The 26,728-nt window shown below is 60.8% G+C and carries 28 protein-coding genes; 16 read left to right on the top strand and 12 right to left on the bottom strand.

Features of this window, described 5'->3' with window-relative positions; translation table 11 throughout:
• Positions 1-77: 77 nt before the first annotated feature.
• The 7 genes from ABM428_RS06825 to ABM428_RS06795 all read left to right on the top strand — a co-directional run bounded on the left by ABM428_RS06825 (position 78) and on the right by ABM428_RS06795 (position 7,898).
• Positions 78-959 (top strand): ABC transporter permease, encoded by an 882-nt coding sequence (locus ABM428_RS06825; protein ID WP_081781238.1) that lies wholly within the window; start codon positions 78-80, stop codon positions 957-959.
• Positions 956-1,762, top strand: coding sequence for an ABC transporter permease (locus ABM428_RS06820; RefSeq protein WP_037943841.1), 807 nt, complete (start codon positions 956-958; stop codon positions 1,760-1,762). Before ABM428_RS06825 ends, ABM428_RS06820 begins: the two co-directional genes overlap by 4 nt.
• Positions 1,763-1,859: 97 nt before the next feature.
• Positions 1,860-3,194, top strand: a complete 1,335-nt coding sequence (locus ABM428_RS06815) for a glutamine synthetase family protein (protein ID WP_005852447.1) — start codon at positions 1,860-1,862, stop codon at positions 3,192-3,194.
• Positions 3,195-3,207: 13 nt separating this feature from the next.
• Positions 3,208-3,888 carry a type 1 glutamine amidotransferase gene (locus ABM428_RS06810; RefSeq protein WP_132996868.1) on the top strand — a complete coding sequence of 227 codons (681 nt, stop codon included), beginning with the start codon at positions 3,208-3,210 and terminating at the stop codon, positions 3,886-3,888.
• Positions 3,888-5,246 (top strand): glutamine synthetase family protein, encoded by a 1,359-nt coding sequence (locus ABM428_RS06805; RefSeq protein ID WP_037944976.1) that lies wholly within the window; start codon positions 3,888-3,890, stop codon positions 5,244-5,246. The genes ABM428_RS06810 and ABM428_RS06805 overlap by 1 nt, the downstream gene beginning before the upstream one ends.
• A gap of 73 nt (positions 5,247-5,319) precedes the next feature.
• Positions 5,320-6,624, top strand: a complete 1,305-nt coding sequence (locus ABM428_RS06800) for an FAD-binding oxidoreductase (protein ID WP_132996869.1) — start codon at positions 5,320-5,322, stop codon at positions 6,622-6,624.
• A 95-nt stretch (positions 6,625-6,719) separates the two neighbouring features.
• Complete coding sequence (locus tag ABM428_RS06795) at positions 6,720-7,898, top strand: DegT/DnrJ/EryC1/StrS aminotransferase family protein (protein ID WP_132996870.1); 1,179 nt, start codon at positions 6,720-6,722, stop codon at positions 7,896-7,898.
• 106 nt (positions 7,899-8,004) lie between these two features.
• Here ABM428_RS06795 and phaR read toward each other — a convergent pair whose 3' ends face one another.
• The 3 genes from phaR to ABM428_RS06780 all read right to left on the bottom strand — a co-directional run bounded on the left by phaR (position 8,005) and on the right by ABM428_RS06780 (position 11,105).
• A complete protein-coding gene (phaR, locus tag ABM428_RS06790; protein ID WP_005852439.1) occupies positions 8,005-8,571 on the bottom strand; it encodes a polyhydroxyalkanoate synthesis repressor PhaR in 567 nt (188 codons plus the stop codon).
• A gap of 133 nt (positions 8,572-8,704) precedes the next feature.
• Complete coding sequence (locus ABM428_RS06785) at positions 8,705-9,148, bottom strand: phasin family protein (protein WP_005852437.1); 444 nt, start codon at positions 9,146-9,148, stop codon at positions 8,705-8,707.
• Positions 9,149-9,299: 151 nt separating this feature from the next.
• Complete coding sequence (locus ABM428_RS06780; protein WP_132996871.1) at positions 9,300-11,105, bottom strand: alpha/beta hydrolase; 1,806 nt, start codon at positions 11,103-11,105, stop codon at positions 9,300-9,302.
• A 104-nt stretch (positions 11,106-11,209) separates the two neighbouring features.
• Here ABM428_RS06780 and phaZ point away from each other — a divergent pair, with 104 nt between their 5' ends.
• Both phaZ and ABM428_RS06770 read left to right on the top strand, forming a co-directional pair.
• Complete coding sequence (phaZ, locus tag ABM428_RS06775) at positions 11,210-12,526, top strand: polyhydroxyalkanoate depolymerase (RefSeq protein ID WP_064217447.1); 1,317 nt, start codon at positions 11,210-11,212, stop codon at positions 12,524-12,526.
• Entirely contained in the window at positions 12,526-13,116 is a 591-nt protein-coding gene (locus ABM428_RS06770; RefSeq protein WP_340289102.1) for a DUF6151 family protein, read from the top strand. Before phaZ ends, ABM428_RS06770 begins: the two co-directional genes overlap by 1 nt.
• Positions 13,117-13,137: 21 nt before the next feature.
• Here ABM428_RS06770 and ABM428_RS06765 read toward each other — a convergent pair whose 3' ends face one another.
• The 5 genes from ABM428_RS06765 to ABM428_RS06745 form a co-directional block, all read right to left on the bottom strand.
• Entirely contained in the window at positions 13,138-13,848 is a 711-nt protein-coding gene (locus tag ABM428_RS06765; RefSeq protein WP_037943831.1) for an alpha/beta fold hydrolase, read from the bottom strand.
• A 65-nt stretch (positions 13,849-13,913) separates the two neighbouring features.
• The gene (locus ABM428_RS06760; RefSeq protein WP_353628338.1) at positions 13,914-14,528 is read right to left on the bottom strand and encodes a hypothetical protein; all 615 of its coding nucleotides are present in this window, start codon (positions 14,526-14,528) and stop codon (positions 13,914-13,916) included.
• Between the two features lie 35 nt (positions 14,529-14,563).
• The gene (locus tag ABM428_RS06755; protein ID WP_353628318.1) at positions 14,564-15,313 is read right to left on the bottom strand and encodes an alpha/beta hydrolase; all 750 of its coding nucleotides are present in this window, start codon (positions 15,311-15,313) and stop codon (positions 14,564-14,566) included.
• Between the two features lie 2 nt (positions 15,314-15,315).
• On the bottom strand, positions 15,316-15,549 hold the full coding sequence (locus tag ABM428_RS06750) for a hypothetical protein (protein ID WP_005852428.1): 234 nt from the start codon (positions 15,547-15,549) through the stop codon (positions 15,316-15,318).
• Positions 15,550-15,607: 58 nt separating this feature from the next.
• A complete protein-coding gene (locus ABM428_RS06745; RefSeq protein ID WP_353628317.1) occupies positions 15,608-16,888 on the bottom strand; it encodes an MFS transporter in 1,281 nt (426 codons plus the stop codon).
• A gap of 204 nt (positions 16,889-17,092) precedes the next feature.
• Here ABM428_RS06745 and thrS point away from each other — a divergent pair, with 204 nt between their 5' ends.
• The 5 genes from thrS to ABM428_RS06720 all read left to right on the top strand — a co-directional run bounded on the left by thrS (position 17,093) and on the right by ABM428_RS06720 (position 21,783).
• Positions 17,093-19,042, top strand: coding sequence for a threonine--tRNA ligase (thrS, locus tag ABM428_RS06740; protein ID WP_009826554.1), 1,950 nt, complete (start codon positions 17,093-17,095; stop codon positions 19,040-19,042).
• 220 nt (positions 19,043-19,262) lie between these two features.
• Positions 19,263-19,565 (top strand): DUF2282 domain-containing protein, encoded by a 303-nt coding sequence (locus ABM428_RS06735; protein ID WP_005852422.1) that lies wholly within the window; start codon positions 19,263-19,265, stop codon positions 19,563-19,565.
• Positions 19,566-19,656: 91 nt separating this feature from the next.
• Positions 19,657-20,505, top strand: coding sequence for a DUF692 family multinuclear iron-containing protein (locus tag ABM428_RS06730; RefSeq protein ID WP_005852420.1), 849 nt, complete (start codon positions 19,657-19,659; stop codon positions 20,503-20,505).
• On the top strand, positions 20,502-21,251 hold the full coding sequence (locus ABM428_RS06725) for a DNA-binding domain-containing protein (RefSeq protein WP_037963054.1): 750 nt from the start codon (positions 20,502-20,504) through the stop codon (positions 21,249-21,251). Before ABM428_RS06730 ends, ABM428_RS06725 begins: the two co-directional genes overlap by 4 nt.
• A gap of 1 nt (position 21,252) precedes the next feature.
• A complete protein-coding gene (locus ABM428_RS06720; RefSeq protein ID WP_132996877.1) occupies positions 21,253-21,783 on the top strand; it encodes a DoxX family protein in 531 nt (176 codons plus the stop codon).
• 3 nt (positions 21,784-21,786) lie between these two features.
• On the opposite strand, the gene ABM428_RS06715 is transcribed toward ABM428_RS06720, so the two are convergent.
• The gene (locus tag ABM428_RS06715) at positions 21,787-22,107 is read right to left on the bottom strand and encodes an arsenate reductase family protein (protein ID WP_289085910.1); all 321 of its coding nucleotides are present in this window, start codon (positions 22,105-22,107) and stop codon (positions 21,787-21,789) included.
• Positions 22,108-22,262: 155 nt separating this feature from the next.
• Between ABM428_RS06715 and ABM428_RS06710 the strand changes: the two genes are divergently transcribed.
• On the top strand, positions 22,263-22,469 hold the full coding sequence (locus tag ABM428_RS06710; RefSeq protein ID WP_005852411.1) for a cold-shock protein: 207 nt from the start codon (positions 22,263-22,265) through the stop codon (positions 22,467-22,469).
• Positions 22,470-22,539: 70 nt separating this feature from the next.
• Here the strand turns inward: ABM428_RS06710 and ABM428_RS06705 are convergent, their stop codons facing one another.
• From ABM428_RS06705 to thyX, 3 genes are all read right to left on the bottom strand, one after another.
• The gene (locus tag ABM428_RS06705) at positions 22,540-22,833 is read right to left on the bottom strand and encodes a hypothetical protein (RefSeq protein WP_235183766.1); all 294 of its coding nucleotides are present in this window, start codon (positions 22,831-22,833) and stop codon (positions 22,540-22,542) included.
• 636 nt (positions 22,834-23,469) lie between these two features.
• Positions 23,470-24,636 carry a DUF3644 domain-containing protein gene (locus ABM428_RS06700; RefSeq protein WP_353628316.1) on the bottom strand — a complete coding sequence of 389 codons (1,167 nt, stop codon included), beginning with the start codon at positions 24,634-24,636 and terminating at the stop codon, positions 23,470-23,472.
• Complete coding sequence (thyX, locus tag ABM428_RS06695; protein WP_353628315.1) at positions 24,617-25,558, bottom strand: FAD-dependent thymidylate synthase; 942 nt, start codon at positions 25,556-25,558, stop codon at positions 24,617-24,619. Before thyX ends, ABM428_RS06700 begins: the two co-directional genes overlap by 20 nt.
• A gap of 201 nt (positions 25,559-25,759) precedes the next feature.
• On the opposite strand from thyX, the gene ABM428_RS06690 reads away from it, so the two are divergent.
• Positions 25,760-26,725, top strand: a complete 966-nt coding sequence (locus tag ABM428_RS06690) for a thymidylate synthase (protein ID WP_353628314.1) — start codon at positions 25,760-25,762, stop codon at positions 26,723-26,725.
• Positions 26,726-26,728 lie beyond the last annotated feature (3 nt).

The raw sequence follows: 26,728 nt of genomic DNA, 5'->3' as shown, positions 1-26,728 counted from the left end.
TTCTCTGCCTGCCGATCTGAGTAAAGACCCAAATCCAGACGCCCGCCAAAGGGCGCATACCACCGGGACATTCCGCCATTTTTGCCTGCACCGACCCAGAAACGCTTTCCGGCCTGTCGTGGCTGACGTGCTACCTGACCACGGGCAAGCATTTGGCCTTTTATGGTGCATTCGGCACCGTCTTGCTGCTGCTCGCCATCACCGCCCCCGCAGCACTTGCCTTTGGCTTTGGCGGCGCGATGGCCGCGCGGTCGCCCTTTGCGCCGCTGTCATGGCTGGGCCGCGCCTATATCGCCATTGTGCGCGGTGTGCCCGACATCGCCTTCTTCCTGTTTTTCGTCATCGCGCTGGATCAGGGCATCGAATACCTGCGCCACAAGGTGAAATGCCCCGACTGGGATCAGCCGATCCGTCAGGGCAGCGACTTTATCGTCTGTCAGGCCGCCAAGATGCCGCTTGGCAACTCTGCCCAATGGGTCCACGAGGCCTATGGCTTTTCGCTCGCGGTGCTGACCTTTGCGATCGTTTTCGGGGCCTTTGCCGCCAATGTGCTTTATGGCGCGATGCGCGCTGTGCCCCGCGCCCAGATCGAAACCGGCGAGGCGTATGGCATGACCCCGCGCCAGACCTTCTGGCGTATCCTTGTGCCGCAGATGTGGGTCTATGCGCTGCCCGGTCTGGGGAACCTGTGGATGGTGCTGATCAAGGCCACCCCGTTGTTGTTCCTGCTGGGCGTCGAAGACATCGTTTATTGGGCGCGTGATCTGGGCGGAGCCAAGACCCCGCGCTTTACCGATTACCCCCATCCCGACTGGCGCATGTGGTATTTTCTGGCGCTGCTGGTGTTCTACCTCTGCTTTACCCGTGTGTCTGAAATCGTGCTCGACCGGCTGATGCGCCGTCTGACCAAGGGTCAGGCCACCGCCGGCGGCGAAGCACAGCGAAAGGCAGCGGCATGACCTGTTGGGAAACCATCCAATCCTACGGGCTGCGCTCGCTTGGCTATGGCGAACGGCTGCTGCCGCGCAGCGACTTTACGCTGTGTGACCAGTTCACCCTGATCGGGTCGGGCATGATCTGGAACATCTACTACGGTTTTTTCGCGCTGGTCAGCGGCTTCCTGCTGGCGACCGCGCTGGCCGTGGCCAAGGCCCACCCCAGCCCTTGGCTACGCAAACCGGCCGAATGGTTTATCTTCCTGTTCCGCGGCTCGCCCTTGTTCATCCAGTTCTTCTTTGGCTATTTCCTGTTCCTTAGCCTAAAATCTGTGCACCCGTTCTTTGATATGTTCACCTCTGCGTGGCTTGGGGCGCTGATTGTTCTATTCTTCAACACCTCTGCCTACTCGGCCGAGATCTTCTATGGCGCGCTGCAATCCATCCCCAAGGGCGACACCGAAGCCGCCGATGCCTACGGCATTTCCGGCTGGTCGCGGTTCAAGCGCATCGTCTGGCCCACCATGCTGCGGCTGGCATGGCCCGCCTATACAAACGAGGCGATCTTCCTGTTTCATGCGACAACGCTGGTGTTTTTCACCGGTTTTCCGGCGCTGCAACAACGCGGGGACGCACTGTATTACGCCAGCTATTTCGCGGACAAGACGTTTAACCCGTTTATCCCCTACCCGATTTTGGCGGGCTACTTCATTTTGCTGACGCTGGTGATCATTGCCATCTTCGGGCTGATCAACCGCCGTTTGAACCGCCATGTGCCTCAGGCTGCGGTGCGGAAAATTCGCTTGCGTCTAAATCTGATCCGGTAGTATCTGTTTTTTGATCAAATTATTTAGCGCGTGGGCGCTACCCCCGGTTTTCACGTTGTAAGAACGCCGTTCATGCCCGCCGCTTGCAAGGTGTGATATGAAAAACTGGCTCCGCAAACATCCTCAGGTCCGCACAATCCGTGTGGCCGCCGCCGACCTCAATGGTCAGGCCCGCGGCAAGCGCATCCCCACGCGCTTTGCCGACAAGGTGGTAGAGGACGGTACGCGCTTTCCCATGTCGGTGCTGAACCTCGATATCTGGGGCGAAGACATTGACGACAGCCCGCTGGTGTTTGAAAGCGGCGATGCCGATGGCATCCTGCACCCGACCGAACGCGGCTTTCTGCCGATGCCCTGGCTTGATGCGCCCTCGGCCCTGCTGCCGATCTGGATGTTCCACGAGGACGGGCGCCCCTATGGCGGTGACCCGCGCCATGCCCTGCGCGCGGTGGTCGAACGCTACAAGGATCGCGGGCTGACGCCGGTCTGCGCGGTCGAGCTTGAGTTTTTCCTGATCGACGATTCGGGCCGCAAACTGCAGGTGCCGCTGTCGCCACGGTCGGGCAAACGCCGCAAAGCCGCCGAAACCCTGTCGATCCGCGCGCTGGACCAGTTCGATGAATTCTTCACCGATCTTTATGACGCCTGCGAAGAGATGGACATCCCCGCCGATACCGCCATTTCCGAAGCGGGTCTGGGCCAGTTCGAGATCAACCTCATGCATTGCGACGACGCCCTGCGCGCCGCCGATGATGCCTGGCTGTTCAAGATGCTGGTCAAGGGCCTCGCCCGCCGCCACGGCTTTGCCGCAAGCTTCATGGCGAAACCCTACGAGGATTACCCCGGGTCGGGCCTGCACACGCATTTCTCGGTGCTCGACAAGAACGGTAACAATGTCTTTGACGACGGCGGCCCCCAAGGCACGGCGATCATGCGTCACGCTGTGGCGGGTTGTATGAATGCCATGGCCGGTTGCGCGTTGGTCTTTGCGCCCCATGCCAACAGCTTTGACCGTATGGTGCCCGGTGCCCACGCCCCCACGGGGATCTCTTGGGCCTACGAGAACCGCACCTCCTCCATCCGTATCCCGTCCGGCAGCCACAAGGCGCGGCGGATCGAACACCGTGTGTCGGGCGGCGACGTGAACCCCTATCTCATGCTGGCCGCCGTGCTGGGTGCTGCGATGAACGGCATCGAGGACGGGGCAGAGCCCCCCGCCCCCATCACCGGCAACGCCTATGCCGCCGACCTGCCGCAAATCCCCGGCGACTGGAAATCCGCGATCGACGCCTTTGAAAACTCTGCCGAGGTAAAGCGTATCTTTGCCCCCGAAATGGTGCGCAACTTTATCCTCACCAAACGGCAAGAGCTGCATTATATGCAAGAACTGACCCCGCAAGAGCAGGTCGAAATCTATCTGGACACGGTGTAATCAGATGCCCCCTATGAAAATCGGTATCCTTCAAACCGGCCACTCCCCCGACAATATGAAAGACGCGCTTGGCGATTATGGCGATATGTTCGTCAAATTGCTGGGCGGGCACGGGTTCGACTTCCAGATCTGGTCCGTGGTCGATGGCGACTTCCCCGCCTCGGCGGTAGATGCGGACGGCTGGCTGATCACCGGATCGAAACACGGTGCCTACGAGGATCACGACTGGATCCCCCCGCTGGAACAGCTGATCCGCGCCATCCGCGAAGCAGGCCGCCCGCTGGTCGGCATCTGCTTTGGCCACCAGATCGTTGCACAGGCCCTTGGCGGCAAGGTCGAGAAATTCGCCGGCGGCTGGTCCGTGGGCCGCACCGAATACACCATCGACGGAGAGACCCTGGCCCTGAACGCCTGGCATCAGGATCAGGTCACCCAACTGCCCGAAGGGGCCAAGGTGGTCGGCGCGTCCGACTTCTGCGCCAATGCGGCCCTGCTATATGATGATCAGATCTGGACCATCCAGCCCCACCCCGAATTCACCCAAGACTTTATCGACGGGCTGATCCGCACCCGCGGCAAGGGCGTGGTGCCCGATCACCAGCTTCAGGCGGCCTCTGCCCTGCTGGACGCCCCCACCGACAATGCAAAAATCGCCGACCATATTGCAGATTTCCTCAAGAAAGAGAGATTATGATGTCCGACTGGCTTGAAGAGCTTCCCCCCGCAGCACGCGAATATCTGGAGGGCAAGCGGCTCGACGAAGTTGAATGTATCATCCCCGACCTCCCCGGCATCGCACGCGGCAAAGCGGTGCCCGCCACAAAATTCGCACGGCAGGAATATTTCCACCTGCCCGACAGCATCTTCTACCAGACCATCACCGGTGAATGGGGCGACGCCGCCGGTGCCGACGGGTTCATCGAAAAAGACATGATCCTGCGGCCCGATATCTCGACCGCGACCGCCGCCCCCTGGACCGGCGACTGGACGCTGCAAGTGATCCACGACGCCTTTGACCGCGACGGCAATCCGGTCGAATATTCGCCGCGCAATGTGCTCAAACGCGTTGTCGATCTTTATCGCGCACAAGGGTGGGAGCCGGTTGTCGCCCCCGAAATGGAATTCTTTCTGGTCGCGCGCAACCTCGACCCCGCGCATGAGATCAAACCGATGATGGGCCGCTCCGGCCGCCCTGCCGCCGCGCGTCAGGCCTATTCCATGACCGCCGTCGATGAATTCGGCCCCGTGATCGACGACATCTACGACTTTGCCGAAGCGCAGGGGTTCGAGATTGACGGTATCACCCAGGAAGGCGGCGCGGGACAGCTCGAGATCAACCTGATCCACGGTGACCCCGTGCGGCTGGCCGACGAGGTATTCTATTTCAAGCGTCTGATCCGCGAAGCCGCCCTGCGCCACGATTGCTACGCCACCTTCATGGCGAAACCCATCGCCAACGAACCCGGCAGCGCCATGCATATCCACCATTCGGTGCTGGATGCTACGACGGGCAAGAACATCTTCTCCGGCCCGCAAGGGGGCGAGACAGATGCCTTCTACCACTTTATCGCCGGCATGCAGAACCACATGCCCGACGCGCTGGCCGTCATTGCGCCCTATGTGAACAGCTACCGGCGCTACGTCAAAGACCACGCCGCGCCGATCAATCTGGAATGGGGCCGCGACAACCGGACCACGGGCATCCGCGTGCCCCTCTCCGGCCCCGCGTCACGCCGGGTCGAGAACCGCCTCGCCGGGATGGATTGCAACCCCTACCTCGGCATCGCCGCCTCGCTCGCCTGCGGCTATCTGGGCCTGATGGAACAGAAAAAGCCCAAAGCCGAATTCAAGGGCGACGCCTATGACGGCGACGGGGATATCCCGCAGGTGCTGGGATCCGCGCTGGATCTGTTTGAAGAGGCCACGACCCTGCACGAGGTGTTGGGCCCCGAGTTCGCCCGCGTCTACGCCATCGTCAAACGCGCGGAATACGAAGAGTTCCTGCATGTGATTTCCCCCTGGGAACGCGAGCACCTGTTGATGAACGTCTAGGCCCGCCGCACCCGCGGGAGCCTTCGGCGAGGATTTAAGACCATTTGGAAGCGGCCAAGGGGGCCGATCTGCAATGAACCTGCTTTACGCAAACGACGCGCCGGGGCGCTATCCAGACAGCTGGTACGCCGCGACCGCAACCCCGACCGATGCCTACCCCACGCTCAAGGGCGATCAGCGCGCGGATGTCTGCGTGGTGGGGGGCGGCTATACCGGCCTGTCGGCTGCGCTGCATCTGGCACAGGCCGGTCGCCGCGTCGTGCTGGTCGAGGCGCAGCGCGTGGGCTTTGGGGCCTCGGGGCGCAATGGCGGGCAATTGGGGAGTGGTCAGCGCGTCGAACAGGACACGCTGGAAAAGATGGTCGGACGCGACACCGCAACGCGACTATGGGATCTGGGTCAGGACGCCAAAGCGCTTGTCAAAAGCCTGATCAAGACCCATGACATCGATTGCCACCTCAAGCCCGGCGTCGCCTGGACCGCCAGTTCTGCCGGTGACGTAGAGCATCTGCACACCTATGCCGGCTTCTTGCAGGACCGCTATGGCTACGACCAGATAGAGGTGTTGGACCGCGACGCGCTGCGCAACGTCTGTGCATCGCCCGCCTATCGCGGCGGTATTCTGGATATGGGGGCCGCGCATCTGCATCCTCTCAACCTCGCCCTCGGGCTGGCACGGGCGGCGCAGGCGGCAGGGGTCGAGATCTATGAACGCAGCGCCGTGCATCAGATCACCGAAGGCAGCCCCGCCACTGTGCAGACCGACGGCGGGCGGGTGACGGCGGACCATGTGATCCTGGCCTGCAACGGCTATTTGGGCGGGCTGAACCGCAAGGTCGCGGCCAAGGTCATGCCGATCAACAACTTTATCGTCGCCACCGAACCCTTGGGCGACCGCGTGAAAGACGTGCTGCCCCGGGATGTCGCCGTGGCCGATAGCAAATTCGTGGTGAATTATTTCCGGCTCAGCCATGATGGGCGGCTGCTGTTCGGCGGCGGCGAAAGCTATGGCTACCGCTTTCCCAGCGACCTCGCCGCCAAGGCGCGCAAACCCATGGGCCAGGTTTTCCCTGCGCTGCGCGACGTCAGGATCGACTATGCCTGGGGCGGCACGCTGGCGATCACCATGAAGCGGCTGCCCTTTCTGGCCCGCGTGGCCCCGAACATCCTGTCGGCTTCGGGCTATTCCGGCCACGGCGTCGGCACCGCGATCCACGCAGGACAGCTGATGGCCCGTGCGATCCAGGGCGATGGCGACGGCTTTGACACGATGAGCGCCCTGCCCACGCCGACCTTCCCTGGCGGCGGCGCGCTGCGCAGCCCGCTGCTCGCGCTCGCCATGAGCTGGTTCAGCCTGCGCGACCGTCTGGGGATATAGTCACAAAACATTCATGAAGCGGAACGGGGAAAAGACTTGGTCCCATAGGCGCATTGTTTTACCATTCTGAAAACAAACATTCAGGATATTGAAATATGACCCTGCCCGACATGCACAGCGCCGAAGCCATTCCCGACACAGCCCGCGCCGAGATAGAGCAGCTGTTGCAAAGCGGCGATCTGTTTCGCTACACCGCTGCCGCCGATGCGCCGGTGTCCCTGCTGGAGGCCGAGTTTGCGCAGATGATGGGCAGCCGCTATGCGCTGGCGGTGTCGTCCTGCTCTGCCGCGCTGTTTCTGTCACTGCTGGCGCTGGACCTGCCGCAAAACGCCAAGGTGCTGATCCCCGGCTTTACCTTCGCGGCCGTGCCCTCTGCCGTGATCCACGCCAATTATACGCCGGTGCTCTGCGAGGTCGGGGAAAACTACCGGATCGATATGGCGGATTTCGCCGCCAAGCTGCCGGGTGTCCACGCCGTGATCATCAGCCACATGCGGGGCCATACCTCGGATATGGATGCGATCATGCAGCTGTGCGATGCCGCAAACGTGCCGGTGATCGAGGATGCGGCCCATTCACTCGGCACCCTCTGGCACGACCGCAAGATCGGCACCATCGGCAAAATCGGCTGCTTTTCCTTCCAGTCCTACAAGATGGTAAACGCGGGCGAAGGCGGCATCCTGATCACCGACGACGCCGATCTGGTGGCCCGTGCGATCATCATGTCCGGTGCCTATGAGCACAACTGGAAGAAACACCCCGGCATCGCGGACGCCTGCGCGCGCTGGCAAAACAAACTGCCGCTTTATAACCTGCGTCTCAACAACCTGTCAGCGGTTCTGGTGCGGGCCCAACTGGCCGAACTGCCCCGCCGTGTGGCCGACGGGCTGCGCAACCATGACTACGTCGCGGCCAAGCTGAACGCCGCCCCCCAGATCGACGTCCCCGCCCCGCTGCCCCCCGAAACCCGCGCGCCGGATTCCATACAGTTCAATTTGGTCGGGCTGGACGATGCCGCCATCCGCGCCTTTGCCGAAGCCAGCGCCAAGGCCGGCGTCAAGGTTCAGGTCTTCGGCCAAAGCACCGACAACGCGCGCGCCTTCTGGAACTGGCAGTTCATCAAGGACCTGCCCGACCTGCCCCGGACCCGCGCCATGTTGATGACCGCCTGCGACGTGCGCCTGCCCGTGCAACTGCAACCAGCCGAGCTCGACGCGATTGTGAATGTGCTGCTCGGGGCGCTGGCGACGGTGACGAAATCCGCCGCGGCCTGAGGCTTCATTTTGCCAGATAAACTCCCGCCGGAGGCATCCGGCAGACACACCAAAGCCCACCCGTCAGCGGGTGGGCTTTAACCGTTCAAACGGGGGCCAATCGCCGTCACTTCAGCTTGGAGAGTTTTTCCTGCAGCTCGGCCAGTTGTTGTTTGATCGCATCCAGACTTTCGGCGTCATCGCCCTTGGCGCTGGCGGGGCGCTGATCGGTCTTGCCCATGCCGTTCCAAGGCGTCGGCATATTGCCGGTCATCGCCTTCATGAACGCTTCTTGCTGGGCCTGCATGACCTCGAAACCGGGCATCTTCGCCATCGGGTTGATCGTGTTCATGTTCTCAAGCACCCGCGCCTGACCGTCGCGCAGCATGTCAAACGATGTCTTGAGGAACTGCGGCACAACGCTCGCATCGGGGGACATATAGCTGCGCACAAGATCGTTCAGCACATCCACGGGCAGCACGGATTCACCACGGCTTTCATGTTCGGCGATGATTTGCAGCAGATACTGGCGGGTCAGATCGTCGCCTGATTTCAGGTCCACAATCTGCACCTCGCGCCCGTCGCGGATAAACCCCGAGATATCATCCAGCGTCACATAGTCACTGGTTTCGGTATTATACAGGCGGCGGCTGGCATATCGTTTGATAAGCAGGGGCTTGACTGTTTCGGTCACGGTAGATCCTTCCCAAATAGCATGCTGCATTGCAGCTTAGGGCAGCTTAAATGAAAAAGATAGGTGCCACAAAAAAGGGCAGACCGCAAAGTCTGCCCTGATCAATCTTTACCTGAACCAAAGGCCGGTTCGATTACTTCGCAGCGGCTTTCTTTGTGGCGGCTGTCGCGTCGGATGTCGCTTTTTTCACAGCAGCTGTTGCTTCTTCGGACATGTCTTTGCCCGCAGCCATCATCAGCTCGACTGTGTCCATCTGAACTTTTTTCGCGATTTCAGCGAAAGCGGCCATATGCTCGGACGCGACTTCAGCTGAGGCCGAGGTGAACTCGGTCATTGCTTTGGCGTAATCTGCTGGCTCTTGCTTGGCTTTCGACATCTCGGACATTTTTGCCAGAGTGTCTTTTGTCCATTTGCTGGAAATCTCGGCGGATTTCTCGGCAGCGTTCAGCGCTACGCCGGACAGCTTTTCGTTCAGTGTCGCGGTTGTTTTAAACGCGTCGTTCATTGCGGATGTGTCAACTGGGAATGCACCCATCATGTCTTTCATCATCGCGGCGAAATCTGGTGTCTTCGTCATGGTAAACTCTCCTTCTGGGGTCAAGCGGCGTCTACCGCTACGTTATGACTACCCCATAGATAGATGCTGCGGTGCGGCATTGCAAGTTTTTTCTGCAATGCAGCATCAGGCCATTCCAGCCCACCGCCCCATAAAAAATTGACTAATCAGATCAGCCCCTTGCCTTGCGCACCACATAGGTACCCGGGGCTTCGCCCAAGGTATCACGGCCCTTTTCACCCGGAATACGGGCATCGACTTTCCCGTCAGAGCGATTCTCGAGCCACGCGCCCCAGCGGGGCCACCACGACCCTTCGTGGAACTTTGCCCCCTCCAGCCAGTCCTCGTGATCCAACGACAGGTTGTCGTTTGTGTAGTGGCCGTATTTGCCTTTGCTCGGCGGGTTCACGATCCCCGCGATATGGCCAGATTGGGTCATCACAAAGGTCTTGTCCTCGCTGCCCATCATGCGCACGCCGCGATAGCTGTCTTTCCACGGCGCGATGTGGTCGGTCTCGCAGCCGATGGCGATGAGCGGCACATCGATATCCTCCAGCTTCAGACGATGACCCAACAGTTCAAAGCCGCCCTCGACCAGCTTGTTCTGTTGGCAAAGCCCGCGCAGATACTCCATCGCCATGCGCTGCGGCAGGTTCGCCCCGTCGCCGTTCCAATACAGCAGATCAAAAGCCGGAGGCGTGTCGCCCAGCATGTAGCTTTTGATCGCGGGCCCATAGACCAGATCATTCGAACGCAAGAAAGAGAACGTTCGCGCCATGATGACCGAAGGCAGGATTCCCTTGTCCTTGGTCTCTGCCTCGATCCCGTCGATAAAGTCATCGGTCAGGAAGGGCTGGAACTCCCCCTGATCGGAGAAATCGGTGAGCGCGGTAAAGAAGGTCGCGGATTTGACGGATGTATCGCCGCGCTGCTTCATCAAGGACAGCGTCAGCGACAGCGTGGTCCCCGCGATGCAATAGCCCACGGCGTGCACCTGTTCCTGCGCGGTGATCTCCTTGACCTCGCGGATCGCGGTCAGGAACCCGTCCTCGATATAGTCGCCCATGCCGATGTCACGATGACTTTGGTCCGGATTGACCCATGACACCATAAACAGCGTATAGCCCTGATCCACGATCCATTTCACCAGACTGTTCTGGGCCTTGAGATCAAGAATATAGAATTTATTGATCCAGGGCGGGAAGATCACGATCGGCGTGGCATCGACCTTTTCGGTGCTGGGGCTGTATTGGATCAGCTCGAACAGATTGTTGCGATAGACGACCTTGCCGGGGGATGTGGCGATGTTGCGGCCCAGTTCAAACGCGCTTTCATCGGCCAGCCGCACGATCAGCTCGCCGTTATTCGCCTCCAGATCGGCAATCAGGTTCTCCAGCCCGCGGATCAGGCTTTCGCCCTCGGTCGCCACAGCGCGTTCCAGCGCATCGGGGTTGGTGGCCAGAAAATTGGTCGGGCTCATCATGTCGATGATCTGGCGGCTGAAGTATTGCAGCCGTTTCTTTTCATGCGGGGCCAGATCGGCCACATGATCCACCGCTTGACCCAAGGCCTCTGCGTTGATCTGGTACTGCTGTTTGACAAAGTTGAAATAGGGGTGCGATTTCCACAGCGGGTTGGCAAAGCGGCGATCCTCGGGCGAGGTATCTTCCGGCGCGGCCAGCTTGCCTTTGGCCAGCGCCTGCTGCGCCTCCATAAAGTGGCCGACGGATTTGCTCCAGTAGGATACCTGCTGTTCGATCATCTTGGCGGGGTTCTGTACGGCTTCGGTCCAATAGGACGCGGCGGCCTTTGCAAACAGCTCTTGATTCGGGCCGTCCAAACTCGCCTGATGCGTGTCCCGCCCGACCATGATCTGCGACAGCCGCGCGCCAAGCGCTTCGACCTTACGCAGGTTTTCCTCCATACGTTCCTGTGCCTTGGAGCTCTCTGCGTCGGTCTTGGTTGTTTTTATTGTCATGCTAACCGTTCCTCCCTATGTTTGCACCTGCAGCATCGCGCCGACCTTTGGGGGAGGGTCTGACAAGATGCCGGGCACAAGGCCCCCAACAGGAGACCCCTTACATGAAGTATATGGCATCTTACGATTTAATGGAAACGATGAGAAACACCAACCAGTGGCTGGGTGCCACAGCGTTGGCGATGGCATCGTATCCCGCTTTTGCCGCCATCCCGAACCCTGCGTTGAACTGGATGGCCGCATGGGGCGAAGTGACCGAACGCAGCTTTTCGCGCATGGTGGTCAAACCTGATTGGGATATCCCCCCCGCCGTTGGCGTCGATGGTGCGGACCATCCCGTCCTGATCGAGAAAGAGCTCGAAGGTGCCTTTGGCGATCTGGTGCATTTCGTCGTACAGGGCCGCGATGCGCCCAAGCGCAAGATCCTGCTGGTCGCGCCCATGTCGGGCCACTATGCGACGCTGCTGCGGTCGACCGTCATCAGCCTGATCCCTGACGCGGACCTTTATATCACCGACTGGCACAACGCCCGCGACATCCCCGTCAGCGCCGGCAAGTTCGACGTAGAGGATTATACCCTGCGGCTCGTTGACTATATGCGCCATCTGGGCCCCGACGTGCATGTAATCGCCGTGTGCCAACCCGCCCCGCTGACCCTCGCCGCGACCGCCTATCTGGCGGAACAGGACCCCAAGGCGCAGCCAAGCTCGCTTACATTGATCGGCGGCCCCATCGACACCGCGGCCAGCCCGACAGAGGTGACGGATTTCGGCCACCGCGTGAACATGAACCAGCTGCAAGAGATGATGATCCAGCAGGTCGGCTTCCAGCACCAAGGCGTCGGCCGCAAGGTCTATCCCGGTCTGCTGCAGCTGAATTCCTTTATCACGATGAACGCCGAAACCCATGCCAAGGCCTTCCGCGACCAGATCATGCGCGTCGCACAAGGGGTGGCGGGCGACCACGACAAACACAACAAGTTCTACGACGAATACCTCGCCGTGATGGACATGCCCGCTGAATTCTACCTCTCCACCGTGCAGCGGATCTTCAAGGATAACGAGATCGGCACCAACAGCTTCTCGATCAAGGGTCAGCCCGTGGACATCGGCAAGATCACCGATGTCGCCGTCAAAACGGTCGAGGGCACCAAGGACGATATCTCGGCCCCCGGTCAATGTATCGCGGCGCTGAACCTCTGCACCGGCCTGCCCGACGACAAAAAGGCAAGCCACCTTGAAGACGGCGCAGGGCACTACGGGATTTTTGCCGGCAAAAGCTGGCGCGAGAATATCCGCCCGCTGGTGCTGAAGTTCATCGACGACAACCAGCGCACGGCCAAGGCGACAGCCCCCAAGGCCCCTGCGGCCCCGGCCAGCGCGGGTAAAACCTCGATCCCCGCACAGAAGTCGACGGCATAATGCCCGCCGCGCCGCGTGACCTGCCCTTTGCCTGTGCCTGCGGCACGGTCAAAGGGGCCCTGCGCGGCGTGACACCCTCGCGCGGCAGCCACGCCCAATGCCACTGCATCGATTGCCGCGCGGCGGAGGTCTACCTCGACCAGCCCGACCCCGCGCCACGGGCGATCCAACTGTTCCAGACCACCCCCGACAGATTCCACTTCGATCAGGGTTTCGACAAATTGTCGGTGTTTTCCTTCGGGGAGACAAATCTGCTGCGCTGGTATGCCTCTTGCTGTGGCACGCCGATGTTCAACACGCTGCGCAAGCCCAAGCTCGCCTTTGCCAGCATCATGACCCGCACCCTGTCCGACCCTGCCCCGCTTGGGCCGATCGTCGGCACCGGCTATATCCCGACGCCCTCGGGCAAGCTGCGGAACGAAGGGCTGCCACGGTTGATCTGGGGGGCGCTGTCGCGGGCGGCCGGGGCCAAGGTGACAGGCCGCTGGAAGGTGAACCCCTTTATCGATCCGGACACAGCAACGCCCAAACGCCCCGTGCACATCGTCCCGCGTGACCAGCGCAAGGCGATCACCGAGGCGCTGCGCTAACCCGCACTTGACCCGCCCCGATCACGCAGGGGTCAGGGGCATCTTCAACCATTCCTTGATCGCGGCTGTCGTGGCTTCGGGCTGTTCCAGCGTAGGCAGATGCCCTGCCCCCTCGATCACGCGCAAAATCGCATAAGGCAGCAGTTCAGCCATGAAACTATGGCGCTTGACGGGGTTGAGCCTGCCCACCTCGCCACACATCACCAACGTCGGCACCTTGCACTTGCGCAATACCGCCTGCTGGTCGCGGGCCCGTTGCAAGGCGCGGGCTTGGCGCACATAGACTTCCGGCCCCAGCGTGTCGGCCATATCCAGCGCAATCTCCAAAATCGCCGCGCGGTCCGGACCGGGGGCGAGCCAGACGGGGTTCAGCTCTTCGCGCATGGCATCGGCCAGCCGCCCCGACTTGACCTTGACGATCAACATCTCGCGCGCGGCAGCACTCTGCGGCGTTTCGGCCAGCGGGCTGGCATCGATCAACGCCAACCGCGTCAACCGATCCGGCGCACGGCGCAAAATCTCAAGCGCGACAGCACCGCCCAACCCCAACCCCGCCAGCGCGAAACGCTTGGGCAACTGGTCCAGCAGACCAGAGGCGATTTCCTCGATCCGCTCGCCTTGGGTAATCGGGGCGACAGTCACCGCGGTTTTCGCCGACAGCTCGGCGATCTGCGGCCAGAACACCCGCGCGTCAGACATGAGGCCCGGCAGAAGAACAAGAGGGTCAGCCATGTATGTCCCTGTCACTAGTCATAAATTCGCGTCACTTCGGGACACTGCTGCTGCGCCGCACCTCATCACGGATAGGCGATGCCACGCAAGGGCGGAAAATCGCCATAGCGCGCACGGCGCTGTGCTAGGGGCTCCGACGGCGACTTCCCGCCGCGCAACAGCATCCCGCGCGGCGCGATATAGCTTGAGATGCTGCGCAGCGGCTGCGGTCTCCACGTCAGGTTGAAGGCGGCGAGCTTGGGAAAGAACCACATCTCGGAGTAGGGCAGATGGTCATGCACCCACCATGCCAGATCACGCCAGTCGCGCCCCTGATCATACTGGTCGGCAAACCACGGGATCACGATGGTCGCCCCCGCAATCGCCCCCGCCCCCGTGCCACGGTCCCAGATGTGACATTCGATCGGGTTGTCATTGGCCGCGCAATTCAGCTTGTGCCGGTTGCCATAGGCATTCAGCGCCGCCGACCGATACCCCGACCGCACGGCGATGCGGCCAAAGGTTTCCTCTAGCGGGTCCAGCAGGGTCGTGCAGAAGGCCCGTCCGTTTTCGATGGCAAGATCGGGATTGTCGGGGATATTAGGCTGCCCGTGAAACCCAGAAATCTCTGAGTACATGAAATCGCGCATAAAGAAATGCCGCGACAGCCGGACCCGCCCAAAGGTTTCAAGGCTCCACATGCTGGCCGGTTTACGCATGGCAAAGCCCCTTATGCTCAGGACGTGGCAGAGACCTCATCTACCGCTTGGATCAGCAGTTCCAGACAGCGGTCGTCGGAAAAGCGGTGGTCCGCATCCTTGACCAGTTGCAACTGCATGTCCGGCCCCTGCGCATGTTCCAGCAGCCGCACGGCTGTGGCAACGCTGACAGCGGTGTCTGCGGTGCCTTGCAGAAAGCGCGTCGGGAACGGCAGATGCAGCGGATCGCGCAGCACCAGCTGCTTGCGCCCGTCCTCGATCATCCGGCGCGTGATGATGTAAGGCTCCATATAATCGGACGGCAGTTCGACCTGACCCGTCTCGGCCAAAGTCTTTTTCTGCGCCTCGGTGAAGCTGGCCCAATAGCCGTCTTCGGTAAAATCAGGAGCCGCGGCGATGGTCACCAGCCCCGCGATCCGCGCGGGCAGCGCGCGCACCAGCAGCAGAGATTGCCAGCCGCCCATAGACGACCCCACCGGCAGGATCGGGCCCTCGGTCAACGCCTCTACCGCGGCCAATGTGTCTTCGGCCCAATCGCCAATGCAGCCCTCCGTGAACGCGCCAGAAGATTCCCCGTGACCCGAGTAATCGAACCGCAAGAACGCCCGCCCCTCGCGTTTGGCCCAGTCTTCAAGGAACACCGCCTTGGTGCCCATCATGTCGGATTTCAGACCGCCCAGAAACACCACGCAGGGGCCTGTGCCTTCGGTCCTGTGATAGGCCAGCCGCCGCCCTTGAGGCGTTTCCAGATACATCGGAGCCGTCATCCTCAGCCCCCCAGATAGGTGCCCTTGGCGGGGCGATAAAAGATTTTCTGGTTGTGCAGACGGCCCAGCAGATCGTCGATCCGGCGCAGGCTGTCTTTGGCGGCATCGGCGGGCAGCATCGATGCGGTGTCATTCAGCGCATCCATCGACAGATCGCGTTTGGTCACATGTAGCGCTGCCTCGATCAGGTCGATATCGCTGATCGTCAGCTCGAAGTTGCGGTTGTGTTTGGACATGGGCGAACCCCTTTGGATCAAATGCGCGCCCCAGTCATACGCCCCGCCGCCCCGACGATCAATCCGCCGCTTCGACTTCGCGCAGACCAAGCGCCGCAATCGCGGCCCCTGCGGACATGACTGCGAATAGAACCAGCGTCGCCACCGGCCCGATCAGCGCGGCACCGCCCCCCGCCACGCCCGCGACCAAAAGCAGCCCGCCAATCACCGTGTTGGACACGGCGGCATAGGCCGACCGCTGGTCCTTGGGCGACATATCCACCAGATAGGTAGACCGCCCCTGCCGCACTCCGTGATAGGCGATCATCAGGATGAACAGCACCAGCGGCATGGCCCAGATCTGCGTCGCCATCCCAAGCAGCGCCAGCGCCACCGCGCCCACCATCGCCAAGGCCCCGACAATGCCGGTCAACATCAGCACACGGCGGCTCGACTGGTCCGACAGCCGACCCCAGACGTAGGAGCTTAACAGCGACGCCAAGGCCGAGGCGAGCACCAGCGCGCCAAGCTGGCCGAGGGCGGATTGATCCTCGCCCCCCGCCAGCACCACAAAATACGGCGGCGCAAGCGATGTGGCGACCAGCAGCCCGCGCACCAGAATGAACCGCCGCAGGTTCGCGTCCTCCTTCAGGATAGAGAAACTGGCAGGCGTCGCCTTGCCGCCCTCGCTTGGGGCTTCGTCCAGCGTGGAAAACAACAGCGCCGCGCCGCCCCAAAGTCCGGCCGCCAGCGCAATGGCCGCGATCACCACGCCGCGATCCTGCACCAACCCCGACATCAGCAAGAGCGCCAGCACCAGCACCCCGGCAGAGGCGACAGACCCCGCCGTGCCCGTGATCGACCCGCGCCGCGACTTGCCCACGGTCTTGCCAAGGATATCCTTATACGACACCGAACAGGCCGCACGGCTGACCGCCAACCCCGCCAGCGCCGCGCAAATCGCCAGCCCCGCCGCTGACCCTTCCAACGTGAGCGCCGCCAGCACGATCAGCGCCGCGAAAATGCCCTGCCCCGCAGATCCCGCGACCCACGCCCATTTGCGCCGCGCCATCGCCTGCACCCAGCCCGCCATGACGATCTGCGGCAACAGCGCCCCCGCCTCGCGGATCGGCACCAGCGCCCCGGCATAGACCGCAGGCGCACCAAGCGCCGTCAGCAGCCACGACAGCATGAGCTTGGGGTCAATCAGCCCGTCAGCCACTTTGGTCATGGTCAGGCTGGCGATATGGCGCAGGGCGTTCGGGGCCTCGGCCTCTTGCGCATGGGACGACAGGTCCTGCGCGTCGCCCTCTGCCCCTGAAAGCGTCTCAAACGCCCGCTGCGCCACATCATCCTGCATGTCTTCGCGTCCCGTCTCTACCACTTAATCTGATGTTATCTATGGCACCGCGCCCCCAAGGAAAGGACAGCGCCCCATTTCACACGCCGCGCCCGCGCGCCCCACCGCGATATTGACAAGCCAGACCACCGACGCCAAACAGGCCGGACGCATATAACCCGCAACCGGGCGTCTCGTAGGCGCCAAACCGACGAGGAGGCCCAGATGGCCCAGATCACCCTCACCCTTCCCGATGGCAACGCACGTCAGTACGACGCAGGTATCACTGCGGGCGACGTGGCGAACGACATCTCCAAATCGCTTGGCAAGAAAGCGATCAGCGCCACCGTGGACGGTGCCCATTACGATCTGGCATGGCCGATCAACGCGGACGCCAGCATCGCGATCCACACCATGGCCGACGAAGCCCAAGCGAACGAGCTGGTGCGCCACGACCTCGCCCACATCATGGCCCGCGCCGTGCAAGAGCTTTGGCCCGACACAAAAGTCACCATCGGCCCCGTCATCAAGGACGGCTGGTACTATGACTTTGACCGTAAGGAATCCTTCACCCCCGAAGACCTTGGCCTGATCGAAAAGAAGATGAAGGAAATCATCAACAAGCGTGACCCCGTCCGGACCGAAGTCTGGGACCGCGAGCGCGCGATCAAGCATTACGAGGACAACGGCGAACCCTATAAGGTCGAGCTGATCAACAGCATCCCCGGCGACGAACCGCTGCGCATGTATTGGCACGGCGACTGGCAAGACCTCTGCCGTGGGCCGCACCTGCAACATACCGGGCAGGTGCCGGGCGACGCCTTCAAACTGATGTCCATCGCGGGGGCCTACTGGCGCGGCGACAGCGACCGCGCGATGCTGCAACGCATCTACGGCGTGGCCTTCACCGGCAAGGAAAAGCTGAAAGCCCACCTGAACATGCTGGAAGAGGCCGCCAAACGCGACCACCGCAAGCTGGGCCGCGAGATGGACCTTTATCACATGCAGGAAGAGGCCCCCGGTCAGGTCTTCTGGCACGCCAACGGCTGGCTGATCTACACCCAGCTGCAAGACTACATGCGCCGCAAGCAACGCGCCGGCGGCTATGTCGAGGTGAACACACCGCAGGTCGTGGACCGTAAACTCTGGGAAGCCTCCGGCCACTGGGAGAAATACCAAGACCACATGTTCATCGTCGAAGTGGACGAGGAACACGCCCGCGAGAAATCGGTCAACGCGCTGAAACCGATGAACTGCCCCTGCCACGTGCAGATCTTTAACCAGGGTCTGAAATCCTACCGCGACCTGCCCCTGCGCATGGCCGAATTCGGATCGTGCAACCGCTATGAACCCTCGGGCGCGCTCCACGGGATCATGCGCGTGCGCGGCTTTACACAGGACGACGGCCATATTTTCTGCGCCGAAGACCAGATCGAAGCCGAAACCGCCAAGTTCATCGAATTCCTGTCGGGCATCTACAAAGACCTCGGCTTCGAAAACTTCAGCGTCAAATTCTCGGACCGCCCCGAAAAACGCTCCGGCTCGGACGAGGTCTGGGACAAGGCCGAGGCGGCGTTGCTCTCGGCCACCCGCAAGGCAGGCATCGAACCCACGCTCAACCCCGGCGAAGGCGCGTTCTACGGCCCGAAACTGGAATTTGTGCTGACCGACGCCATCGGCCGTGACTGGCAATGCGGCACCCATCAGGTGGACTTCGTGCTGCCCGAACGGCTGGACGCGACCTATATCGGATCGGACGGCGCGAAACACCGCCCCGTCATGCTGCACCGCGCCACCTTGGGGTCGTTCGAACGCTTTATCGGCATCCTGATCGAAGAACACGCGGGCAAGCTGCCCTTCTGGCTCGCCCCGCGTCAGGTCGTCGTCGCCTCCATCACCTCCGAGGCGGATGATTACGTGCACGAGGTCGTCGCCACGCTCAAGGCGCAAGGCGTCCGCGCCGAGGCCGACATCCGCAACGAAAAGATCAACTACAAGGTCCGTGAACATTCGGTCGGCAAAGTGCCGGTGATCCTTGCGGTCGGCGCGCGCGAAGTCGAAGAGAAAACCGTGTCCGTCCGCCGTCTGGGGGAAAAGCAGACCTCGGTTCAGGCGCTGTCGGATGTGGCGAACGCCTTGGGCATCGAAGCCACACCGCCCGATTTACGCGGCTGAAAACTGTAACAAACCCCTCGGGGCGCAACGAACTTGCGCCCCGAACATGTCACTATGTTTCAAAATTGCGCCTCCCAACGCTGGAATCTCGCGAATTGTTACAAAAAAACCGGCGATTTTCTGACGCCTCCGTGACACACTCCGATGTGAGTAGCTTTGTCGCACCCCACGCGGCTTAATGTCCTTATCGACAAGCAACCAACCTTAGGAGGAAACACCAATGTCCAACACAATGAAAACACTCGCCGTTGCAGGCGCAGTTGCCGCTGCCCTGTCCGCACATTCGACCGCAGCAAACGCCGCGTCGAAAGAAAAATGCTACGGCGTGGCGCTTGCCGGTCAGAATGACTGCGCCGCAGGCCCGGGCACCACATGCGCTGGCACATCCGTCACCGACTACCAAGGCAACGCCTGGAAACTGGTTGACGCAGGCACCTGCGCCGACATGGAACTGCCCGCAATGGCCGACGGGTCCGAGCGTATGGGCTCTCTCGAAGCGCTGGACCGCGACCTGCCAGCCTAAGCCCTTAACGGCCTAAACCCTTCGCCTGCGCGGCACGCCCCATGCCGCCGCGCAGGCCCCTTTACACGACCCCTCGAATAGGGAGCCTCTTATGCCAGACGGTGCCACCCGTTTCGACACATTGCCCGCAAGCCCGGGCGTCGGCTATAAACCCCAGCATTTCAAAGACCTGCAAGACGATCCTGGTCCAGTTGAATGGATCGAAATCCATGCAGAGAACTACATGGGCGATGGCGGCCGCCCGCTGGCACAGCTGCGCGCCCTGTCCGAAAAATTCGCCCTCTCCGTTCATGGTGTCGGGCTGAGCATCGGTGGCGAAATGCCATTGGATCGCGACCACCTCGCCCGTTTGAAAAAGCTCTGTGACTGGGCAAACCCTGCCAGTTTCTCCGAACATCTTGCATGGTCCACCCATGACAGCGAGTTCCTGAACGACCTGCTGCCCCTCCCCTATACCGAAGCCACCCTGTCCCGCGTGGCGGATCATATCAGTCAGGTGCAAGACACAATCGGGCGTCAAATGCTGCTGGAAAATCCCTCCAGCTACCTCGCCTTTGATGAATCCACCTTGTCTGAAACTGACTTTTTAGCCGAGTTAACCCACCGAACCTCTTGTGGTTTATTGCTGGATGTCAACAATGTCTTCATTTCAGCGAAAAACCTCGCCCTCTCCCCGCGCGACTATATCGACGCCTATCCGGTAAACGCCGTGGGCGAGCTTCACGTCGGCGGTCACGAGGAAGACAGCGTCGGTTTCAACCAGCCGCTGCTGATCGACAGCCACAGCCGCCCCGTGGTCGACCCCGTTTGGGATTTGCTGGCTTATACGCTGGACCGTACCGGCCCCAAGCCCGTGCTGGTGGAATGGGACAATGACGTGCCCGATTGGCCAACCCTGCGCGCCGAGGCAGAGCGTGCGGCGGATGTGCTGGCCCGATGACCACGCTGCACCGGTTTCGGACGCCCCTGCTGGACCCGACGCAGGACCGCCCCGAGGGGCTGCGCGGTGCCGCTGGCGCGCCCGCTGACACGCGCTATGACGTTTACCGCAACAACGTCACCCATTCGCTGATCGGCGCGCTGCACAGCGCCTTTCCCTTGGTGGTCAAGATTCTGGGCACGCAGAACTTCGACCAGATCGCCCCCGCCTTTGTGCGTGCGCATCCGCCGAGCTCTCCGTTAATGATGCACTATGGCGCTGATTTTCCGCAGTTTCTTGCCGCGCAACCGCCTTTGTCAAAGATGGGTTACCTGCCCGATTGCGCCCGTCTCGACCTCGCACTCCGTCGGTCCTATCACGCCGCCGACAGCGCGCCCTTCGACCTTGCCGCCTTCCAGCAGATCGCGCCCGACGCGATGATGCAGGCGCAGTTGCCCCCCGCCCCCGCGACGGTGTTGCTCCGCTCTGACTGGCCGCTGTATGACATCTGGCGGTTCAACATGCAGGCGGATGCGCCCAAGCCGCAGATGCAGGCGCAGGACGTGTTGATCACCCGTCCCGACTTCGACCCCGCCCCGCATCTGTTGCCCCCCGGCGGCGGCGCATGGTTTGCCGCCTTGGCTGGGGGTGCCACGCTTGATCAGGCCCATGACACCGCGCTGGCCACGCACCCCGATTTCGACCTTGGCGCGGCGTTGGGCCTGTGCTTTGCAACCGGCGCGTTTTGCGCAAAGAACGGCGGATAAGATGCTGAAGACTCTCACCCTTTACGATCGCGCGACCGGCTGGATCACCGCGCAAGACTGGCTGCTGCCCACATTGGCGCGTTTTTTGTTCGCCGCGGTGCTGACGCAGTATTTCTTTACCTCTGGCCTGACGAAGCTTGACGGTCTGTTCACCCTGAGCACCGGTGCCTATGTCCAGATCTTCCCCCGCGCGTTCGAGGCGGCGGGCTATGACGCGACCGCGCTGTCGGCGTGGCACGGGCTGGTGGCCTATGCGGGGACGCTGGCGGAGTTCGTGCTGCCCGCGTTGATCGTGCTGGGGCTGTTCACACGGTTTGCAGCCTTGGGGATGATCGGCTTTGTGGTGCTGCAATCGCTTACGGATCTGTACGGCCACGGGCAATGGAGCGCGCTTGGCCAGTGGTTTGACCGCCTGCCGGACGGGACCATTCTGGACCAGCGCGGGCTTTGGGTGCTGCTGCTGGTGGTGCTGGTGGTCAAGGGCGGCGGGCCGGTTGCGCTGGATCGCGTCTTGCTGGCGCGCCGCCGCTGAGGGTTACTGCGCGGCTTTGACCTTTGCCTCCGTCGCGTCGTTCCAGCCGAGGAACAGATCCTCCCCCACCGCGATCAGGGGGCGTTTCATCAAGGCGGGATGGGCCGCGAGCAATTCGAGCGGATCGGCACCGCGTTCCGCGTCGTCCAGACCGCGCCATGTGGTCGAGCGGGTGTTGACCAGTGCTGCGCCGAATTGCGCGTGGGCGCGGGCCAGCACGTCGGCGGGGACACCGTCCTTGCGCACGTCGACGAGCTGCGCGTCGGGCAGCGCCTTGATCGCCTTGCGGCAGGTATCGCAGTTTTTCAGACCGTAGATCAGCATTCTCACCTCACTTTTTTGGGGTTTCATATGTCCTAAGATAATCGGGCAGCGCGAAATTTCTTGATTTCCGGCGCGGGTGAACAACCTTTTATCGCGTAAGGCGGCGAAAGCAATTTTTCGACGCTGTGACAGCGATTAATGAGGAGCGTTGAGAAATGCCAACGGGTACAGTCAAATGGTTTAACACCACCAAAGGATACGGATTCATCGCGCCGGAGGGCGGCGGATCGGATGTGTTTGTCCATATCTCTGCGGTGGAACGGTCGGGGCTGACCGGACTGGCGGACGAGCAGAAAGTGTCCTTCGAGATGTCCGAGGGCCGCGATGGCCGTCAGATGGCGACGGATCTGGAACTGCTGTAAAAAAGCCCGATGCCCAAGGGACACCGGGTTTTCTGGTCGTCATGCGGGCAGAGGCACGCGGGGCTGCGGCTTAGCGGCAGCCCTTTTCCCCCGGCACGCAGGAATAGGTGACGGGACGCGGCGTATAGTGCCGCACCTTGTGCTTTTTCGGCGCGGGATGCGCCATCATCTGCTGGTAGCTGGTGCTGGTGTTCGGCGTGCCGCAGCAGATGACACCGGAAATGGTGATCGGCTGAAGCCCTGCGGGGCAATAGTTGGCCGAGGACGGGTAGGCATAGATCTTGGGCTCTGCCGAGACCTGCGCGGGCAGCAGAACCGCGCCCATCAGACCCAATCCGGCCATCATTCCTGTTGTTAGACGCATAATATCCCTCGTTATTTTCAATTTCCCTTAATTTGCCCCGCGTCAGCGGCCAAGTCTAGCCTTTTTGCCCCCCAGGGGTGTGTTGCTGCTACGGCATACCGGCAGAGGCGCGGGCTGCGGAGCGGGGCTCGGGTTACCCATGGGTAACTTAAGTAATTGTTATTGTTGGTTTATTTTTGGTTATACTGGCGTGCGGTGGCGTGCGTTCGCTGGTGTGAGGTTTGGTTCGGCTTGGTTGAGGTTGAAGTGTACGGTGGACCGGTCAAAGGGCCGAACGCGGAATGTGCAAGCATTTCGCCGGAGGTGTGTGAGGTGACCTAAACAGGGACCGCCGCGCCCGAACAAGTGCCGGCTTCGTGTTGGGGTGAGGCATGGTTGGGGCGCAGCCCCAATCAATCCTTCCGGGGGAAGAATTGAAATGTCGAACGCGGATTTCGCGAGAAATGCGCCGGGGATGTATGAGGTGACCTAAATCGGGACCGCCGCGCCCGAACCGAGGGGTGGAAGCGAAGCGCCCGCCCCGTGGGGGCGGTTCGGGCGCTGCCCAATCGGAGATTGGGCATTCATAGCGTAAGCTGGGACTACATCAGCTGAAAACGCCTCCGACACTCGTTTAGGTAAGATGGACTGCAGATTTTAGACTTGCTTTCCGATTTCACCAACCAATTTATCGACCCAAGCTTGATTATAGCAATGGTAGTGGAACATCGGATTGTAGAAGCAATACTTGATATTAGTTTTGGTCTTGTCGGCTGCATGAGTTGGCGGACGAACTTTGTGTTTTTTCCATGCTTCCGTATGATCATTCACGGTGAAAGGCTTTCCAGTTGCTTTGGATACTAGATCCGCGACGACACTTGGCTTGTATGGGTGCGTCTCGGAACCCGGCTTAATTTTAACAAGTACATCATGGATCGCCTTCCCTTCGGCACTCTCTGGCGACACAAACTTGTAAGCTGCATTTGTTTTCGAAGATGCCACTTTGGTATAAACAACCGAAAATTGAAAAGCTTGATCTTCTTTTTGCATTTCAGTCAAACCTTCGAGAATTTCTGAATTGATTGCCTTGATCTCACTAGGCAATTTCGATTTTGAAAGCTCAATTAGTTGCTCGGGATTAAATGTTCCGAATTGCAAGGAAAGTGAGAGATTTCCGGCGAGAGATAACCTACGAGAAAAAAGACTTACAATTTGACTTTCAAAATTGAAACAGCACGCTTGAAATAGCGGCAACCATATTTCTTGATATGGGCCCATGATTTTATGGGCAACTAAATCTCTAAGTTTAATCATTGCCCTCAGGTTATCGCTAACTCCAGTAGGGAATGGACACTCAGGAAATTTCAGGAAATCTGCCAAGGATATCGCATCCCCATTTTTCCTAACGGTTGGCAGGTTCTCCCGTTCAGCGTATTCAAGAGCCAAATACGTCCAACCAGTAATTGCCAGCACTGCAAATGTTTCAGCACGAAAACTCAGCGTAGGATTGTTGAATACCGATATTGCGGTAATCATAGCCTCGCGCGACCGGACTATCCTTTCGTGCAGAAAGGGATTCAGTCCGGTCTTCGGATCGAATGCTTCCTTGAATACCTTGAACAATTCAAGTTCTTCATCTGTACATACAGCTTGCTTATGATCCGACTTAACAGCGCTTATTCGGGCAAAATTGACCGTTGCTGGACGCCCCATGTTAATGAATGCTTGGACATCTTGGTTCGTCCATCCTTCATTCAGGAGTTTTTTCGAAATCGACTTCTCCTGCTTTGTGAGCCCCCCAGTCTTACCTTGCTGAAACTCCATCTGTGTTAATCACTCCAATAAACTCCCGCCACTCCCCCTTGCTCATGCCAGAGGTCTCCTGCGTGACCTCCTCACCCTTCACCATCCGGCGGATACACTCAATAGCTGTATTGGACATAGTCGCGCCACCTAGACGGTAATCCTCGAAGGCGCGGTAGGCGGCGGGGACCCAGTCGGCGACGACGTTGCAGATGGCATCGGCATAGACGCGGATCTCGTATTGGGCGTGGGCATCGGCGCGCAGACGCAGGAAGTGGAACAGGTTGTGCAGGTCCACCTTCCAGTACCATTGCGTGTAGATGTTCGACGGCAGGTTCATCCGCGCAAGCTCTCGTGCCAGACCGTCCTGCGGTTCCCCGTCGGGGCCGGTTTCGGCGATCATCGCCTCGTAATTGTCATAGGCGCGGTTGCTGTCGGACTTGAGGATTTCGAGCACACGGGCGGCCTCTGCCCCTTCAAGAACACCGCCGCGGCCCTGATTGTTCACCACGCTTTGGGCGTTCACATGGGACGGCTCGGGGATGTAGAATTCGCGGTCCAGGATCGAATAGCGGGCGGAGTATTCGTTGACGTTGGCGGTGCGGTGGCGGATCCACTGGCGCGCGACGAAGACGGGCAGTTTGACGTGGAGCTTGATCTCGCACATCTCGAAGGGGGTGGAGTGCCAGTGGCGCATCAGGTAGCGGATCAGCCCTTCGTCGTTCTGCACCGATTTCGTACCGCGCCCATAGCTGACGCGGGCCGCCTGACAGATCGCCGCATCGTCGCCCATATAGTCGATGACGCGCACAAAGCCGTGGTCGAGCACGGGAATGGCCTTGTAGAGATGGGACTCCATCCCTTCGGAGACGGTGCGCAGGGTCTGTTTCGGCTCTGCCCGCAGAGCGTCGATTTCGGCTTGTTGGTCGGGGCTGATCGGCATGGGGGGCGTCCTGTCATATGGGCGTGGATTCGGGGTCTACTATATCTGCGGCAGCAGGCCACCGGAACCGCCATATGCGGTATTGTTTTTGGGTAGCACTTTGTCGGCAAATGCACGTGGGGCAAGGTGGAGCGTTGACAGCAGGGCGCAGGATTGGCGACTGTCGCGGCAATCAACAAGAAATTTTCGAGGCAGACAGTTATGAAATTCGGGACATCAGCGCTGGCGCTGTGCGTATTTTTGGCAGCATGTGGCAGTGGCACGCCGTTTAACGGCGAGACGGAGGCAGATACGGGCACGGGTACTGACGGGAGCACGGGTGCCAGTGCCATCCCCGAAGAACTGGCGAACGACCTCAAGAGCTTTAGTTATGACCCGGCGTCCCAGACGCTGTCGATCACGGGTATCACCGCAGATGATAGCGAGTTCACCGCCAATTATCGCCGCCGCCCCGGCTTGGACCGCAACGGATATGAAGCCTACACCGCGCAGGACGGATCGCTGGACCGCCACGTCACCGCGTATGTGAAGGACATCGATGGCACCCGCGCCGCTGTGGTGATGACGGGCGGGCAATTCGAGCAGGTCTTTTCGGGCGCTGGATATTCCAACACCTCGTATTCAGCGCCGGTCGCACCGGGCACGCAATCCGAGGGCGGGCTGGTGACCTATGCGGGGAATTACATCGGGTTGCTGAACGGAGCCGGGTCCGGGGAAGATCTGGCACCGGTTGCAGACGGGACTGACCCCGACCCCCTGTCGCGTCAGGCCGCCGAAGTGACGGGCAAAGTGGTTCTGACCGGCGACTTCACCGACGCGGCGGTTGCAGGGATCATCTATGATCGCAAGGTAACCGACTTTGATACAGGCGGTGCTTACGATCCCAACTCCGCCACCCCTTTCGAGGCGCAGAACATCGCGCTGGACAGCACTAGCATCGCGGAAGACGGCACTTTCTTCGGGACCGCGTCACAGTCTAACAACGCGGTCGGCGAATACGGCGGTATTTTCGGGGGCACGGGTGCCACGGAAGTTGCTGGTGTGATCCACGCCGAGAACCACATTGCGCTGGGCGGATCGGGCACACCGATCGAGTATGGCGCGTTTGTCCTGACCCAATGTGGCCAACCCGGTGAAGACGCGATCTGCGATCAGCCCGAGCGATAGAGC

Source organism: Sulfitobacter sp. TCYB15, assembly GCF_040435955.1.
GTDB lineage: Bacteria > Pseudomonadota > Alphaproteobacteria > Rhodobacterales > Rhodobacteraceae > Sulfitobacter > Sulfitobacter pontiacus.
The sequence above is the reverse complement of the archived record's forward strand: the minus strand, read 5'-3'. Positions and strand labels throughout refer to the sequence as shown.